Source organism: endosymbiont of Lamellibrachia barhami (assembly GCF_011947365.2).
GTDB lineage: Bacteria > Pseudomonadota > Gammaproteobacteria > Chromatiales > Chromatiaceae > QGON01.
Genome location: NZ_JAAVSH020000001.1, coordinates 367,138 through 383,192 on the forward strand (window position 1 = coordinate 367,138; position 16,055 = coordinate 383,192).

Sequence of the window (16,055 nt, forward strand, 5' to 3'; positions counted from 1 at the left end):
AGATAACATCGGTAACAACTGTAAAAGCGGAACCTACCTAATGGCGAATAACAACAATATCGATCAGGCACTCAGCGACCGGGCACTGGAAATGGTGATGAGGGATGTACTGGATGGGGTGCAGGACATCTCACTGCAGTCCGCGTTTACCGACAATCCCTACAATGTGGATATTATCTCTATCGAACGACCCAACAAGCAGAGTGACGATCGAGACAAAACCAGGATGAGCCTCAACAATGCTGAGATCATCTATCCACCGGCATTCTGCAAAACCGCTTAGCAAGAGCCCGTCCTGAATTACTGTTTTTACCACGAAGCACACGAAGAGCACGAAGGTAAAAGATTGATTAACGATAAATCTTCTTCGTGTACTTCGTGGTCAGATATAGGTTTCGGATAGACACCAGCCATTCAGCACACCCTTATCCGACAACCGGATCAGTGGGTTTCCTCGACATCGGCACCCTCTTTTTCAACCGGCATCAGATCATCCTTGCTGATGCCCATCATGATAATCGCCGTACTCGCCACATAGATGGAAGAGTAGGTACCGACCACCACACCCACGATCAGGGCCAGGGCAAAACCGTGGATGATCTCGCCGCCAAAGATGAAGAGCGCAATCAATACCAGCAGGGTGGTCATGGAGGTGACCAGGGTGCGGGTGAGGGTCTGGTTTAGCGAGGCATTGATAATCTCGACTGCGCTGCCTTTGCGGATCTTGCGGAAGTTCTCACGAATACGGTCGAATACGACGATGGTATCGTTCAGTGAGTAGCCGATCACCGCCAGCACGGCGGCCAGCACCGGCAGGTCGAACTCAACCTGGAACAGGGAGAAGATGCCGATAGTGACGAGCACATCATGTACCAGCGCAATAACCGCGCCCACAGCAAAACGATACTCAAACCGTATGCCCACATAGATCAGTATGCCGAACAGTGCATAGAGCATGGCGAGACCACCATCTTCGGTCAGCTCATCACCGACCTGTGGCCCGACAAACTCTACCCGTCTCATATCAGCCTGACCATCCGCCAATTTGCTCATTGCCGCGAAAGCGCTGGTGCTGATCGCTGCACTGTCTGCGCCATCCTTGGGTGCCAAACGAACCAGCACGTCTCTGGATGTGCCAAAGTGCTGCACCGTTGCATCGGAAAAACCTTCCGCTGCCAGTGCTTCACGAACCTTCGGTAAATCAACCGTTTCGTGATAACCCACTTCGACAAGGGTACCACCGGTAAAGTCGATACCCAGGTTCAGGCCACGCACCGCAATGGAGGCCAACGCAATCAGGATCACTGCACCGGAAACGATCAGGGCGAGCTTACGTCCGCCCATAAAGTTGAACTTTGTCGTCTTTTTGAAGATCTGCATAGTCAATCCGCCCTTATCAAACTGCCAGCGCCTTCACCCGCTTGCGACCATAGATCCAATTGATCACTGCGCGGGTACCGATGATGGCGGTAAACATGGAGGTCAGGATGCCAATAGCCAGGGTTACCGCGAACCCCTTGATGGGGCCGGTACCGAAGCTGAACAGCACCACCGCTGCGATCAGCGTGGTGATATTCGCATCGATGATGGTGGAGAACGCCTTCGCATAACCCGCCTGAATGCTGGCCTGTGGAGTATTGCCATTACGGATCTCCTCACGGATACGCTCGAAGATCAACACGTTGGCATCCACTGCCATGCCCACGGTCAACACGATACCGGCGATGCCCGGGAGGGTCAGTGTCGCCTGCAGCATGGAGAGAATAGCGACGATCAGCACCAGATTCATGCCCAACGCCAGATCCGCTACCAGACCAAAGACCCGGTAGTAGACGGCCATGAAGATCATCACCAGGGCCATACCAATCATCACTGACATGAAACCCTGATCGATGTTGTCCTGACCCAGGCTGGGGCCGATAGTACGCTCTTCAACAATCTCAATGGGTGCAGCCAGAGCGCCTGCCCGCAGCAACAGCGCCAGATCATGAGCCTCTTCCGAGGAATCGAGACCGGTGGTCTGAAAACGGCTGCCGAAAGGTTCGAGGATGTTGGCGATGCTGATCACCTCCTCCACCTTGGTTCTATGTTTCACCGGTTCGCCGTCCACCATACGGGTGACCACGCGATTCTCGATGAAAACCACTGCCATCGGCTTGCTGACATTGTCGTTGGTGACGCGGCGCATGCGGTTACCGCCGGGGCCGTCGAGGCGCACTGAAACCATCGGCTGACCGGAACGCTGATCGAAACCTGAGGATGCATCGATGATCTGGTTACCGGTAACAATAACCGACTTCTTCAGCAATACCGGCTGTCCGTTGCGCTCATAATAGAGCTTGGAACCCGGCGGTACCCTGCCGTTGACGGCATCCTGCACACTGTGTTCGGTATCGGCGAGGCGATACTCCAGGGTCGCGGTGGCGCCGAGAATCTCTTTCAGTTTGGCAGGATCCTGGGCGCCTGGCAGTTGCACCACGATACGCCGATCGCCCTGCTGTTGGATCAGTGGTTCCGCCACGCCCAGTGCATTGACGCGGTTGCGCAGGGTGGTGATGTTCTGTTCCAGAGCAAATTTCTGCACCGCGCGGCGCTCTGCGGGCTTAAGGGTAGCGCGCACATAGTAGTCCCCCCCTTCATCCGACACATCGGTTGCCAGTGAGCGAAATTCACTGTGGATCAGCTGCTCAGCTTTGTCCCGCTTGGCCAGATCGTTGAATTTGACGACGACCTTCTCCCCCTCTCGGGAGACCCGCACGTAGCGGACCTTGTTCTTACGCAGCAGGGTTCTGATGTCACCGCTGTTACGCTCCACCGCCTGCTGCACAGCGGCCTCCATATCCACGTCGATCAACACATGAATACCACCACGCAGATCGAGACCAAGATACATTGGCTCTGCGCCAAATGAACGCAACCAGTCAGGCAGATCCGGGGATAGCGTCAAAGCATGGTTGTAGTCAGTGCCCAGCTCGTCCGCAATAGCCTCCTTCGCCTTCAACTGATCTTCGGAGTTAAGAAAACGCACCAGCAGTTTGGCGTTTTCGGATGAGATACCCTTCGCCTCGACGCCTGCCTTCTCCATCGCCTGGGTAATCCTGGCCATAGTGGTGTCATCCACTGTGGCGCGCCGGGTGCCGGAAATTTCCATGGAGGGGTCCTGATCATAGATATTCGGTAGCGCAAAGAACGCGCCGACGAGTACTACGATCACTACCAGAAGGTTTTTCCAGAGAGGATATTGGTTCATCGTGTTTTTCTTGCTGTTGCGCCAGCCAGGCTGGCGCGGTTTCCATTATATTTATTGCAACTGTCCATCTGGACGTTTACATGTCCTTCAGTGACCCCTTGGGCATCACGGACTCCACTGCTGCACGGCGGTATTTGACCTCCACGCCCTCGGCAATCTCCACCGTGATGAAGTTTTCACCCATCTCGGTGATCTTGCCGACGATGCCGCCGGCGGTGGCCACCTCATCACCTTTGCCCAGTGTCTCGACCATCTTCTTGTGCTCTTTCTGACGCTTCACCTGGGGGCGAATCATCAAAAAGTATAGGACTACACCAAACAGTACCAGCGGCAACAGTCCGGTCAAGGCATCCGTCGAGACGGCCCCTTCAGCAAAGGCGTCGGAAATAAAAAAGCTCATAATCTGTACCCGATTTTTGAGAGATCAAAATCAAAACGGCGCCGGAAAGCATCCGACAACCAAAATCAGCCGCCGATTATGCCACAGAAGGCCGCAAGATACAGGCAGTGGTTTTTCCACTGCCAATCAGCACCACTCAGACACTGCTTCGCAAAGCGTAAAATTCGCTGACAAAACGCTCCAGCTGCCCCGCTTCGATGGCATCCCGCAGATCCCGCATCAGCGTCTGATAGTAGAAGAGATTATGGATGGTATTCAGACGGGCGCCCAAAATCTCATGGCATTTCTCCAGGTGACGCAGATAGGCACGGCTATAATTTTTACAAGTATAACAGTCACATAAAGGATCTACTGGACCATTATCATATTCGTGTACCGCATTACGAATCCGCACCACGCCCTGATGTGTGAAGAGGTGGCCGTTGCGCGCATTCCGGGTCGGCATCACGCAGTCGAACATGTCTATCCCCCGCCGTACCGCCTCCACGATATCCTCTGGCGTCCCCACACCCATCAGGTAATGAGGCTTATCCTGCGGCAGTTTGTCGGAGAGAAAATCGAGCACCCGCCAGCGATCTTCCGGCGGCTCACCCACGGACAGCCCCCCTACTGCATATCCGTCAAACCCGATATCGGTCAATCCGTTGAGCGAAGCCTCCCGAAGATGTTCGAATACCCCACCCTGCACTATGCCAAACAACGCCGAGGGATTGTCGCCATGGGCAGTGCGGCTGCGCCCGGCCCAGCGCAGAGAGAGTTCCATGGAGACCCTGGCCTCCTCTTCAGTGGCCGGGTAGGGGGTACATTCATCGAAGATCATGACGATGTCAGAACCCAACTCGCGCTGAATCTGCATCGACTCCTCCGGTCCCATAAAGACCTTGCTGCCGTTGACCGGAGAACGGAAGGCCACCCCCTTTTCGGTAATCTTCCTCATCTTGCCCAGGCTGAAAACCTGAAACCCGCCGGAATCGGTGAGAATAGGGCCTTGCCAATGCGTGAAGCCGTGCAGATCACCATGGGCTCTGATGACATCGGTGCCCGGCCGCAACATAAGATGAAACGTGTTGCCGAGGATGATCTCAGCACCCATTCCGGTCAACTCTTCAGGGGTCATCGCCTTGACGGTGCCATAGGTGCCGACAGGCATAAATGCGGGGGTCTCTACCGTACCCCGGGCAAAGGTGAGGCGCCCGCGTCTGGCTGCGCCATCGGCGTGAAAGATTTCAAACTGCATAATTTTTCAATTCAGTTGGGTTCCAAGCGAAAAAATAGTGGAAATCTTTTTATTTCAATAAGTAACGAGTGTGACCTTGGCGGATTCCCACGCTGATCATAGTCCCGTGTGATATACAGCACCAAAAAAAGCAAGGGTTATCCCTAACAAGACTTGACATACTGCCTGGTATATTAGAAAATGATCATGTGCTGAATCTTACGGTTTGGCACATTCCTCCATCCTCCTTTGGTGGAACTTTTAAGCGCGGCACCCTGTCGCGCTTTTTTTTGCCTGAAAGCCACTGTAATCACTGGGTTATGTCTACCGTATGAACGACGGCGTGAGAAACATGGCATCCCCATAGCTGAAGAAGCGGTAGCGTCTGGAGACCGCATGGCGATAGGCTGCCATCACGTGATCATAACCTGAGAAAGCGGAAACCAGCATCAGCAGGGTCGATTCCGGAAGGTGGAAATTGGTGAGCATCCCATCGACGCTGCGAAAATGGTAACCGGGGCGGATAAAGAGCCTTGTATCGCCGCTAAAAGGGGCTATCCCCCCCGACGCAGAGGCAGCTTCAAGGCTGCGCACACTGGTGGTGCCCACAGCCACCACCCGTCCACCGCTGGCACGCGTCTCCCGCACCTTTTGGCATACAGACTCATCCACTTCCACATACTCGCTATGCATGATGTGCTCGTCCAGATTGTCCACTCGCACCGGCTGGAATGTTCCGGCACCGACATGCAGGGTGACCTGTGCACTTTTCACCCCTCTTTCTTTCAGCTCATCCAGCATCTCAAGATCAAAATGGAGTCCTGCCGTGGGGGCGGCAACGGCACCGGGACGGCGGGCATAAACGGTTTGATACCGCTCCCTGTCCGAAGAGTCATCCGAACGATCGATGTAGGGCGGCAGGGGCATATGTCCCTGCTCCTCCATCAACTGAAAGAAATCACCATCCGGCAAATCTATCTCAAACAGACTCTCCTGACGTCCAACCACCTCCACCGCTCTTTTCCGCTCCCCAAGATAGAGGCGGCTGCCTGCCTTCGGGGATTTGCTGGCACGCACATGGGCCAGCGCCCGGCCCGGCGTGAGCACCCGTTCGATAAGCAACTCGACTTTCCCGCCGCTCTGCTTAAAGCCGTGGAGCCGAGCCTGCATCACACGGGTATCATTGAACACCAGAAGATCCCCCTTTCGCAGCAACTGCGGTAGATCTGTAAAATGCTGGTCATTCAACTCACCGCTGGCGCCGTCCAGGGTGAGCAGACGACTGCCCCGCCGCTCTTTTTCAGGGAATTGGGCAATCAGCTCCGAAGGAAGAGCATAGGAAAAATCGGATAGTTTCATGCGGGCGGATAATATCATGGCCCCGGCTACCACAACATCCAGCAAAATGCCTGCCGCCAGGAACCGCAGACATCTCTCAACAACTCAGGCGTTTCTCAAAGCACGAGGCACATCAATGTACTGACTCCGATATCGACTATCCTTAATAAACCAGATTAGTATAGGAGCGAAGCAGGCAAACCCCTTTTTCGACCACCAACGCGAATTTGATCTGACTGAATCTATTGAAATAATTCGGACCCAAATGTCAAACAGAGTCATTTCCATCAACACGTATGCAGCGATCTATATCGTTATCGCATTTGTGTCACTCAGCTTTGTTGGGGGGCTGACCTACCTGAATATTCAGAAAATGGAATCTGAATTTCATGACAGCAGCATCACTATTGCAGAACAAGAGATCGAGCAGGTTATCGCTTCCGCTACAGTTGACATAGAGAAACACACAGTGGATTTGGCCGAATGGCATGAGGTCAGGCAGCAGTTACTGGACCCCGGTTTTTATAGTGATTGGCATGAGCTCAGTATACATAACACCGGTATTTTGCCTAAGTATGTACTTGACGCCTCGATCTACAGCAGCGATGGAAAAGTATTGGGGAGACTGGATGCATCGAAATTACCGGATGCCATAAATATCGAGCACATTGAACCCTTGTTTCGAATCGAGGAAGGGAAGCCTGGAATATTTATCGTTGCACCTGTCCGTGACCTGAAAAACCTGAAGACAATCGGTTATGTCGCCACATTAAGCGATTTTCTAACCGGCTTTTGCAGTCAAAGACGCTTTAGTCAAATAGACTCGAAAACATTAAAATTCACATCGACAGGCCACGATTTTCTCCCGATTGCAGAACTAAAAAGGCATATCAAGTACACATTGCGCAGTGATCCATACGCTGAAGAGTTGAAAAAGATCATGCTACAAGCGGTGGGTTACCTCATCGTTGTAAGCGTAATTCTAACGCTCCTGATCTTCCCGCAAAGTGTCTGGTTTACCGGAAAATCAATTCATCGGCTCTCTCGCCATCTCGATTTTCTTAAACTGCACTCCTCCGAAAAAATTGCTGAAAACCTGGGTGAACGTCTGCCCATTAAGGAACTGGATAAAGTCAGGCTTTCCCTGAATGACTACCACAACCAACTCAACAGTCTGAATACCAGTCTGGATGAAAAAAACAGGAAACTCTGGAGCCTCGCACTTCACGACCCGCTGACCGGTGTCAAAAACAGACGGGCTTTCGATGAATACTGGAAAGAGGTGAACAACCTCTTCGATATCCGCCGCAACCCCATCTGTCTGGCCCTGTTTGATGTCAATCATTTCAAGGCCATCAACGACACTTATGGACATCAGATCGGGGATGAGGTGCTTATAGCGATCAGCCACTCCATACAAAAAGTGTTGCGAAAAAGAGAGTATCTGTTCCGCCTTGGGGGTGATGAGTTCGCAACCATCCTTTTCGACTGTACACCTGCCATCGCAATGCGTATCGCAGAGCGCTGTGAGGAGGCGATCGCCGACTGCCCATTCCATGACTTCGGCATCAAAGAGCCTGTGAGAATCAGCATTGGCCTGGCCCTCACCGATAGTGAAACGGAGGAGGACTCACCTTTGACATCGCTACAGCGGCAGGCCGATATTGCCATGTACGCTGCCAAGCGTCCCGCCACATCCCATATCGCGGTTTTTTCACCCGAAATGGCAGAGGAGTCCAGCGGGCTTTTCTCAAACCAGACTCACAATGCTGTTTACGACGCAGTAACCCATGGCACTGGTTTGAAGATGTTCTATCAACCCATCGTCAAACTCCAGGATGGCACCGTTCAGTATTATGAGGCGCTACTCAGAATTTCTCATGGCAAAAGATGGATACTTCCTTCGCACATCTTTCCTCTGGTTGAGGCGCGTCGACTGGAAACCGACCTCGACCGGGTGGTAATCAATAGCGTTCTGGAGGATTTGGAGAACAACCGGATCCCCGCTGGAACCGGCATATCCGTAAACATTTCGGCACCGACTGCCATCAACCAATACCTGACCGAGTGGCTCAAAGGCTTTCTACCCTATTTAAAGACACACAAGCTTGTGATTGAGATAACCGAGACGGCCTTGATCACACAGCTAAAGACAGCGACAAAAAACCTCACCACACTCAGAAAGATGGGATACCAGATCGCGCTCGATGACTTTGGCAGCGGCTACTCCTCATTGCGCTACCTGGCCACGATGCCGGTGGATATCGTGAAATTCGATATTTCACTAACCCGGAATGTGGATAACGAAGCACAAACCCGCATCATCCGTCATCTGGTACAGATGATTACTGAATCCGGACACCAACTCGTGGCGGAAGGTATCGAAACCGAGGAGATGTCGCAAAAACTTGCGGGCCTGGGATTCGTCTTCGGTCAGGGCTATCTTTTTGGCAAACCATCCCCACCAGAAGCTTGATCAATATCCTCCAAATACAGGATCTTACAATTCTAGAAAATCATGTATAATTACCGGCTTCCAGCGCCGGGGTGGTGGAATTGGTAGACACAGGGGATTCAAAATCCCCCGGCTTCACGGCCTTGACGGTTCGAGTCCGTCCCTCGGTACCAGATTCTTGTCCAACGACATCCAGAAAAAGCCGCAAGACTCATTATATCAATGACTTGTGGCTTTTTCTTTGCAACCTCAGTCCATCCTGATCCCATCAAATCCTATTGAATCCCGCACTTTTTGTTGGTATTTAACACTGTTATCGCTTCAATCGCAGATTCAAGCTTGAAAACATGATTTCGCGTCTCGGCAGCGCCGCAGTGCGCACACCACCCATGCCCCAGCGCCTCCTCAGCATAGCTGAGGCTCGGGGATAATCAGGTAGGTCTAATCTTCTGACAAAGTAGAATTAATAGGTTTGGGGATCGGCCTGAGAGATTTGGCAAGTAGGATTCGGTGGCCAAAATTTGTCGAGCACCACGGCCCCGCTTAGGCGGGTTTTTATGTTGTCATCAATTCGTCATATAATTCGAATACAATCTCAATTGCCTACTTTTGGACAGGCAAGGAAAGTTAAGGATAACAGGCCCCCCGCAAGGACGTGGGGGAACCTTATATCTGGAAAATGAATTAACGAAAGACAGGCGGTATTTCGAGAACCTGGGTGTAACTTACTCTCGGCAAGCCGTGTTAAACCACCTTCCTCAGGGGTTATGTTCAAGCCCTTTTCTGCTGACTCAAGCACGACCTCACATGGCCTTCAATTTTGGCGCACTGATGGCAAGGGACTCTTCCTCGTCCAAAGCGAATTATAACTTCCCATGTAATAATACGCATTTGATAGATTTTTCGTCTGCTCGCGGTCAGCCCCCCTCGGTATCATTCACGTCGTAGGCACGATCAAGCGTAGCGGATCTGGCGTTTTTGAATTGGCAAAACGATAAGATTGCCAGTTCCGCTACGCTTGGACCATCCCATGATTTCAGGGTTGACAACTCGTTGGCCGGGACGAGCAAATCATAGGTGAGCCGAATAGTTATCTTATTTGGTAACTATTCAGCTACCCCACAAAAGTGCGGGAAACAGCGCCAGTGCTCCATCAACATTCAGCCGCAAACCGAACACGCGCTGAAACGTGCTCCAGGCAATCGTAAGTCCGCATAACCCCATCACAATGGAAAAGAAGGAGATGGGGAAATTCTCTAATCGGGATGGGTGAGACATCATGAATTCTCTGGTAAGCAGCTACTGCATTCAGCTCAACGGAGAGAATCTGTAACCGGTTATTAATGGCTACAGCATCCACAATTACCTGCGGGCATGCATTGCGTAAACGCAAATTCCGCAGTTTCTATAGGCTTGTTGATATTGATGTTGTTTGGCAGGAGCCGCGTACCATGGATGTGGCCAGGTATGGGACAGTGCCTGATTTAGAGCGTTGTTGATGACCTCCGGCTTAGCCGCTTGATTCGCTATTCAGTGGAAAACTGATAGAGCGCCTGTATCTCCTCTCGCCAGATCGTGTCATCGATCGTCTCCAGCACCATGGGTATATCATCAAAACGCGAATCACTCATGATGTAGCGAAAGGCGTCCCAGCCGATCTTTCCCTGACCGAGGCTATGGTGCCGGTCCACCCTGGCCCCCAAGTCGGGCTTGCTGTCGTTGAGATGCATGCCCCGCAGATAGTTGAAACCGACGATGCGCTCAAACTCACCGAAGGTCTGCTCGCAGGCTTCACTGGTCCGCAGATCGTAGCCGGAAACGAATGTGTGACAGGTATCGAGGCAGACACCGACCCGATGCTTGTCCTCCACCCCTTCAATAATTCTGGCCAACTGCTCAAACCGATAGCCCAGGGTGGAGCCTTGGCCTGCGGTGTTTTCGATCACCGCTGTCACCCCTTCCGTCTGCTCCAGGGCGATATTGATCGACTCGGATACGCGTTCGAGGCTCTCCCCCTCCTCAATCTTTCTCAGGGTGGCGCCGGGATGAAAGTTAAGAAGTTTCAGACCGAGCTGTTCACAGCGCTGCATCTCGTCGACGAAAGCGGCACGGGATTTCTCCAGCCCCTCGGTTTCCGGATGCCCGAGATTAATCAGATAACTGTCGTGGGGCAGCGCATGTTCCGGGGCGATGCCGACCTGTTCGAGGTTTACTTTGAAACTCTCAATCGCCTCATCGGTCAGCGGCTTTGCCCTCCATTGACGTTGGTTCTTGGTGAACAGTGCAAAGGCCTTCGCACCAATCTTTTCAGCATTCAACGGGGCATTCTGAACACCCCCGGAAGCGCTGACGTGGGCACCTACAAACTTCATTGGTTCTGTCCTTTGGTTATTGAATCTCTAACTCTGTTAAAATCCGCTTTTTATCAAAACAGACCGAAGCGACATGGCAAACAATCCCCTCTCCGGCGTCGGCTATCTGCTGCGTGGCCTGAGCCTGATAAGCAAACCCGGACTGAGACGTTTCGTACTCATCCCCCTGCTGATCAACATCCTGGTATTCAGCCTGCTGGTTGGGGTGGGAATCAGCCAGTTCGACCTGCTGATGGATCACTTTCTGCCCGCCGATGACAGCTGGCTCTCCTACCTGCGCTGGCTGCTTTGGCCACTCTTCGCCCTGGCACTGCTGCTGATTATCTTCTATACCTTTACCGTCATCGCCAACCTGATCGCCGCGCCCTTCAACGCCCTGCTGGCAGAGAAGGTGGAGCTCTATCTCGACGGCCGGTTGCAGGAGGAGAGCGGCAGCATCAAACAGGTGATGAAGGATATTCTGCCTGCCCTGTTTTCTGAGCTGCGCAAGATACTCTATTTCTTGCTGCGGGCGATCCCCCTGCTGATTCTCTTCGTGATCCCGGTAGTCAACATTGTTGCACCTTTTTTATGGCTGGCCTTCGGTGCCTGGTTTCTCTCTATCGAGTATGGCGACTACCCGATGGGTAATCACAGCCTGCTCTTCAAGGAGCAGCACAAACGCCTGAAAAAGGCCCGTTTTACCGCGATGGCATTTGGCGGCAGTGTCACACTGTTGATGATGGTGCCCATCCTGAATTTTGTTGTCATGCCGGCGGCGGTGGCCGGAGCCACTGTCTTCTGGAAAGAGCGTCTGGAGAGCTCTGGCGGCGACGCTTAGTCTTCTGGATACCCCCTCCGGATAAATTTACGCAGCCGCGCCACGCCCTCTTCCAGGTTGGGCAGTGAGGTGGTGTAGGCGAACCGCAGATGTGCCTCGGGCCGGTTGAAGCCGAAATCACGGCCAGGCGTGACGGCCACTCCGGCCTCCTCCAGCAACGCCTCGGCAAAGGCATGACTATCATCCGTGACCATCTCGCAGTTGGCATAGAGATAGAAGGCCCCCTGCGGGGTGACGGGTAGTTCAAATCCCATCTCGCGCAACGCGGGCAGCAGAAAATCCCGCCGCTGCAGATACTCGACCCGACGCGCTTCAAGTATCTCCAGCACCTCCGGCTCAAAGGCCTTCAGCGCCGCATGCTGGGACAGGGTGGGGGCTGCAAGAAAGATATTCTGGGCCAGACGGTCAAGAGGGTCGACGGCAGCCTCGGGCGCCACCAGCCAGCCGAGACGCCATCCGGTCATGCCGAAAAACTTGGAGAAGCTGTTGATAACGAAGATGTCATCGGCGATGGAGAGAGCGGTTCCTCCAACGGCATCGTAGATCAGTCCCTGATAGATCTCATCGACAATCAGCAGACCGCCCAGACGGCTGACTGTTTCGTGCAACGCTGTGAGTGCCTCCAATGTGAGCAGCGTCCCAGTGGGGTTGGCGGGCGTCGCCACCAGCACGGCCTTGGTATCCGGCCGCCATGCCGTCTCCACGATCTCCGCCGTGAGCTGATAACCCGTATCCGCGGCAACCGGCACACCCACTGGTTTGCCGTCAACCAACTCCACGAAGTGGCGGTTACAGGGGTAACCAGGGTCGGCCATCAGGACGCTCTCTCCAGGATTGATCAGCACACTCATCACCAGCTGCAGGGCACCGGACGCCCCTGGCGTGACGATGATGCGGGCAGGGTCGATATCCACCCCGTAACTGCTGGCATAGAATCCGGCGATCGCTTCCCGCAGGGCTGGCAACCCCTTAGCCGGAGTGTAGTGGGTCTCACCCGCCGCAAGGGCGGCTTCTCCCGCATGGATGATGGGGGCTGGGGTGATAAAGTCGGGTTCGCCGATCTCCATGTGGATGATCGAACGCCCCTCTGCTTCCAACCTGCGTGCTTTTGCCAACAGATCCATCACATAGAAGGGCTTGATGCGTGCCATCCTGTCGGCAATGGGGATCATCTTCCTGACTCCTTCAAGGTGATTTTGACGGCCTATCAACCCCGGCCGTGAAAGGCTCTCAACAGCGCAAGATCGACATAACCGGCACCACCCGCACCACCAGAGATCACGTGAAAACTGTCGTCAGGATCGCCCAGCTGGTCGAGTACCAACGCCGCACCATTGAAATCGTGATCCTCGGTGTAATCGTTGGTAGTGACCAATATTGAGCCGATACCGGCAGACGCAGCAGATTTCACGCCGTTCTCTGAGTCCTCGAAGGCGATGCACTGCTCAGGGGACAGTTTCATCTGCTCCATGGCCCAGGTATAGATATCCGGAGCTGGCTTCTTGGCCGGTACGATATCACCCGCAGCGATCACCTCGAACCACTCCTCTGCAGCCGGGTCCAGAGCATGCTGCAACAGTGCGCTGACATTGGCCGGGGTGGTGGTGGTGGCGATGGCAAGCCGCATTCCCGCCTCCCGCACCTCAGTCAAGAGCCTCCTGACCCCGTTGCGCATGGGGATCGCACCCTCCGCCAACATACTGGTGTAGTGGGCGGTCTTCTGTTTGTGCAGCGCTGCAATAAAACCATCCAAGTCTGCGGGCCGTTCAAAATCGGTATTGAAACTGTCCAGATAATAACGAATCCGCTCTTTGCCTCCAGTCACCGCCAGCAACTCTCCATAGAGGGCCACCGTCCACTCCCAGTCGAGCCCCGCATCGGCAAATGCCCGATTGAATGCCACCCGATGACCATCCTTCTCAGTATCGGCCAGGGTGCCGTCCACATCGAAAATCAACGCTTCCAATTTAGCCATTCTTCTACTCACCAATCAGTCAAATCGCGCTAGCTTACCCAAACCACCGCAACCTTGCACCCCCATGCAAAAAAGCGGAATTTTGAGTTCGGGGAAAAGAATCACCCTTTAATTGACTTGGCACATTAAGAATATGGCAATCTGGACGATACTAGTATTGTTAAGCAAACATTGATTGAAGAGACGCCCATATTGTTGTCTAGCAACTGGGTTTCTGGTATAGATAGTCCCCTTCACTCAAGAGGTATTCAGGAGTCAGTGAATGGCCCAGAAGAAAGCCAAAAAAGATGTGAGTTCAGGACCGTTTGGTTTTGAGCCCTATCAGTCCATTAAGGGCGAAGAGTACATGAACGAAGAGCAGGAGGCGCATTTTCTCGCCATCCTGCAGGCCTGGAAGACGGATTTGATGGAGGAGGTCGACCGAACCGTGCATCACATGCAGGACGAGGCGGCAAATTTCCCCGATCCAAACGACCGGGCCACACAGGAGTCGGAGTTCAGTCTGGAACTGCACACCCGCGACCGTGAGCGTAAACTGATCAAAAAGATCGATTCAACCATCACCCAGATCGATAATCACGACTATGGATTCTGCGAGTCCTGCGGTGTGGAGATCGGCATCCGCCGCCTGGAGGCCAGACCCACTGCCAGCCAGTGTATCGATTGCAAGACCCTGGACGAGATCCGGGAGAAACAGATGGGCTGAGCCTGTCCGCCTCTTAGTATAAAAAACCGGCGCAAGCCGGTTTTTTAATTCTTGTCATGAACCAGGTCAATAACAACCAAGTCCCACCCTACCACGGCCGCTTTGCCCCCTCCCCAACTGGACCACTCCATTTCGGCTCACTGGTGGCGGCCCTCGGCAGCTATCTTGATGCCAGGGCCAACCATGGTGAGTGGCTGGTACGTATGGAGGATCTCGATCAGACCCGTGAGATCAAAGGGTCTGCCGATGAGATATTACGTACCCTCGACCACTTCGGTTTTGAGTGGGAAGGTGAGATCATTCGTCAAAGCCGCCGCACCAGCGCCTATGCCCACGCCCTCGATGCTCTGAACAGAGACGATCTTGCCTACCCCTGTGGCTGCACGCGTAAAGAGATCAACATCGCCGCCCGCCCGGGCATCGAGTCTGCCATCTACCCCGGCACCTGTCGCCAGGGACTACGAGCGGGCAGGAAAGAACGGGCTATCCGCCTACGAACCTTTGACAATCCATTAGGATTTGAAGACCTGATCCAGGGAGAAGTGACGCAAAAGCTGGCCAGCGACATAGGGGACTTCATTATCCGCCGTGCAGACGGCTACCACGCCTACCAACTTGCTGTAGTGGTGGACGATGCCTGGCAGGGGATCACTCACATTGTGCGCGGCGCTGATCTGCTGCTATCCACCCCCCGTCAGATCCACCTGCAACAACTGTTGGAACTACCCACACCAGTCTATGCCCACCTGCCGCTGGCGGTGGATGCAAACGGGCGAAAGCTGAGCAAACAGTACAAGGATGCCCCGGTTGAGAATCGACATCCCCTGCCGGCGCTGCTACAGGCACTGCACCATCTGGGCCAGCCTCTACCCGACGAAAGACCTACCGGCATCGACGATTTCTGGGATTGGGCGATATCAAACTGGCTATTGGAAAATGTCCCGGCTAAACCAACACTTCAGCCCCTTTGATCTTTGCGTGGCTACGGCTCTGCGTAGGCACGGTCAAGCGTAGCGGATCGGGCGTTCCTGACTATAACTATTGAGATTGCCGGTTCCGCTGCGCTTGAACCAGCCTACCTCTCAGGATTTCTATTCGCGCTACAGAAAATATGTGAAAATGATTGTCCTCACACCATGCCTTAATCAGGGAAGTCATAATAAAATGAAAAAGACCTATCGCTCACTCACTGCTTTACCTCTTATTCTAATGTTGTACTGGGAAATGCCTATGCACTTTCCGCAGGATTACCTCGACAAATGCAAGAAGGCCATCACAACCCCTGTTGGAGAAGGATATTTGGCGCAACAGGCACAACCGCGCACTCGATGCCGGGTCTGTGGAGGTTTTCTGGGCGGAACACTTTATGAAATGAATCTGGTCGGCAACATGCTATTGCATAAAAAGCACTGAAGGGGAAACTTCGTCTGCCTGGATGAGGGGAAACAGATCAACGAATTGCTGAAAGAGTTTCTGGTCTATCTTGAGGGAAGAGCAATACGTAACTGAACGAAGTACAACAA

General features: G+C 53.4%; 14 protein-coding genes, 1 tRNA gene and 1 pseudogene. 8 read left to right on the forward strand and 8 right to left on the reverse strand.

What is annotated here, in order from left to right; translation table 11 throughout:
* The first annotated feature begins 40 nt into the window (after nt 1-40).
* Nucleotides 41-283, forward strand: a complete 243-nt coding sequence (locus G9Q73_RS01500; RefSeq protein WP_177418176.1) for an integration host factor subunit beta — start codon at nt 41-43, stop codon at nt 281-283.
* A gap of 158 nt (nt 284-441) precedes the next feature.
* On the opposite strand, the gene secF is transcribed toward G9Q73_RS01500, so the two are convergent.
* From secF to queA, 5 genes are all read right to left on the reverse strand, one after another.
* On the reverse strand, nt 442-1,380 hold the full coding sequence (secF, locus tag G9Q73_RS01505; RefSeq protein ID WP_177418177.1) for a protein translocase subunit SecF: 939 nt from the start codon (nt 1,378-1,380) through the stop codon (nt 442-444).
* A 16-nt stretch (nt 1,381-1,396) separates the two neighbouring features.
* The gene (gene secD / locus G9Q73_RS01510; protein ID WP_177418178.1) at nt 1,397-3,250 is read right to left on the reverse strand and encodes a protein translocase subunit SecD; all 1,854 of its coding nucleotides are present in this window, start codon (nt 3,248-3,250) and stop codon (nt 1,397-1,399) included.
* 76 nt (nt 3,251-3,326) lie between these two features.
* Nucleotides 3,327-3,650, reverse strand: coding sequence for a preprotein translocase subunit YajC (yajC, locus tag G9Q73_RS01515; RefSeq protein ID WP_177418179.1), 324 nt, complete (start codon nt 3,648-3,650; stop codon nt 3,327-3,329).
* Nucleotides 3,651-3,786: 136 nt separating this feature from the next.
* A complete protein-coding gene (gene tgt / locus G9Q73_RS01520) occupies nt 3,787-4,887 on the reverse strand; it encodes a tRNA guanosine(34) transglycosylase Tgt (RefSeq protein WP_177418180.1) in 1,101 nt (366 codons plus the stop codon).
* 303 nt (nt 4,888-5,190) lie between these two features.
* Nucleotides 5,191-6,225 carry a tRNA preQ1(34) S-adenosylmethionine ribosyltransferase-isomerase QueA gene (gene queA, locus G9Q73_RS01525; protein ID WP_177418181.1) on the reverse strand — a complete coding sequence of 345 codons (1,035 nt, stop codon included), beginning with the start codon at nt 6,223-6,225 and terminating at the stop codon, nt 5,191-5,193.
* A gap of 244 nt (nt 6,226-6,469) precedes the next feature.
* Between queA and G9Q73_RS01530 the strand changes: the two genes are divergently transcribed.
* The 3 genes and pseudogenes from G9Q73_RS01530 to G9Q73_RS19295 form a co-directional block, all read left to right on the forward strand.
* Nucleotides 6,470-8,680, forward strand: a complete 2,211-nt coding sequence (locus tag G9Q73_RS01530; protein WP_177418182.1) for a putative bifunctional diguanylate cyclase/phosphodiesterase — start codon at nt 6,470-6,472, stop codon at nt 8,678-8,680.
* 65 nt (nt 8,681-8,745) lie between these two features.
* Nucleotides 8,746-8,832: transfer RNA gene (locus tag G9Q73_RS01535), tRNA-Leu, on the forward strand.
* A 141-nt stretch (nt 8,833-8,973) separates the two neighbouring features.
* Nucleotides 8,974-9,090 (forward strand): annotated as a pseudogene (locus G9Q73_RS19295) (IS1595 family transposase); the annotation flags it as partial.
* A 1,095-nt stretch (nt 9,091-10,185) separates the two neighbouring features.
* Here G9Q73_RS19295 and nfo read toward each other — a convergent pair.
* Nucleotides 10,186-11,031, reverse strand: coding sequence for a deoxyribonuclease IV (gene nfo, locus G9Q73_RS01545; protein WP_177418183.1), 846 nt, complete (start codon nt 11,029-11,031; stop codon nt 10,186-10,188).
* A gap of 73 nt (nt 11,032-11,104) precedes the next feature.
* Between nfo and cysZ the strand changes: the two genes are divergently transcribed.
* The gene (gene cysZ, locus G9Q73_RS01550) at nt 11,105-11,851 is read left to right on the forward strand and encodes a sulfate transporter CysZ (RefSeq protein ID WP_177418184.1); all 747 of its coding nucleotides are present in this window, start codon (nt 11,105-11,107) and stop codon (nt 11,849-11,851) included.
* Here the strand turns inward: cysZ and G9Q73_RS01555 are convergent.
* Nucleotides 11,848-13,023, reverse strand: coding sequence for a pyridoxal phosphate-dependent aminotransferase (locus G9Q73_RS01555; RefSeq protein ID WP_177418185.1), 1,176 nt, complete (start codon nt 13,021-13,023; stop codon nt 11,848-11,850). The two genes, cysZ and G9Q73_RS01555, sit on opposite strands and share 4 nt — an antisense overlap.
* 35 nt (nt 13,024-13,058) lie before the next feature.
* A complete protein-coding gene (locus tag G9Q73_RS01560; protein WP_177418186.1) occupies nt 13,059-13,826 on the reverse strand; it encodes an HAD family hydrolase in 768 nt (255 codons plus the stop codon).
* A 262-nt stretch (nt 13,827-14,088) separates the two neighbouring features.
* Here G9Q73_RS01560 and dksA point away from each other — a divergent pair, with 262 nt between their 5' ends.
* The 3 genes from dksA (at nt 14,089) to G9Q73_RS01575 (ending at nt 15,945) form a co-directional block, all read left to right on the forward strand.
* Nucleotides 14,089-14,532 (forward strand): RNA polymerase-binding protein DksA, encoded by a 444-nt coding sequence (gene dksA / locus G9Q73_RS01565; protein WP_177418187.1) that lies wholly within the window; start codon nt 14,089-14,091, stop codon nt 14,530-14,532.
* Between the two features lie 56 nt (nt 14,533-14,588).
* A complete protein-coding gene (gene gluQRS, locus G9Q73_RS01570) occupies nt 14,589-15,503 on the forward strand; it encodes a tRNA glutamyl-Q(34) synthetase GluQRS (RefSeq protein WP_177418188.1) in 915 nt (304 codons plus the stop codon).
* 193 nt (nt 15,504-15,696) lie between these two features.
* Nucleotides 15,697-15,945: a hypothetical protein gene (locus G9Q73_RS01575; RefSeq protein WP_177418189.1), complete on the forward strand. Its 249-nt coding sequence runs from the start codon at nt 15,697-15,699 to the stop codon at nt 15,943-15,945.
* Nucleotides 15,946-16,055: the final 110 nt, after the last annotated feature.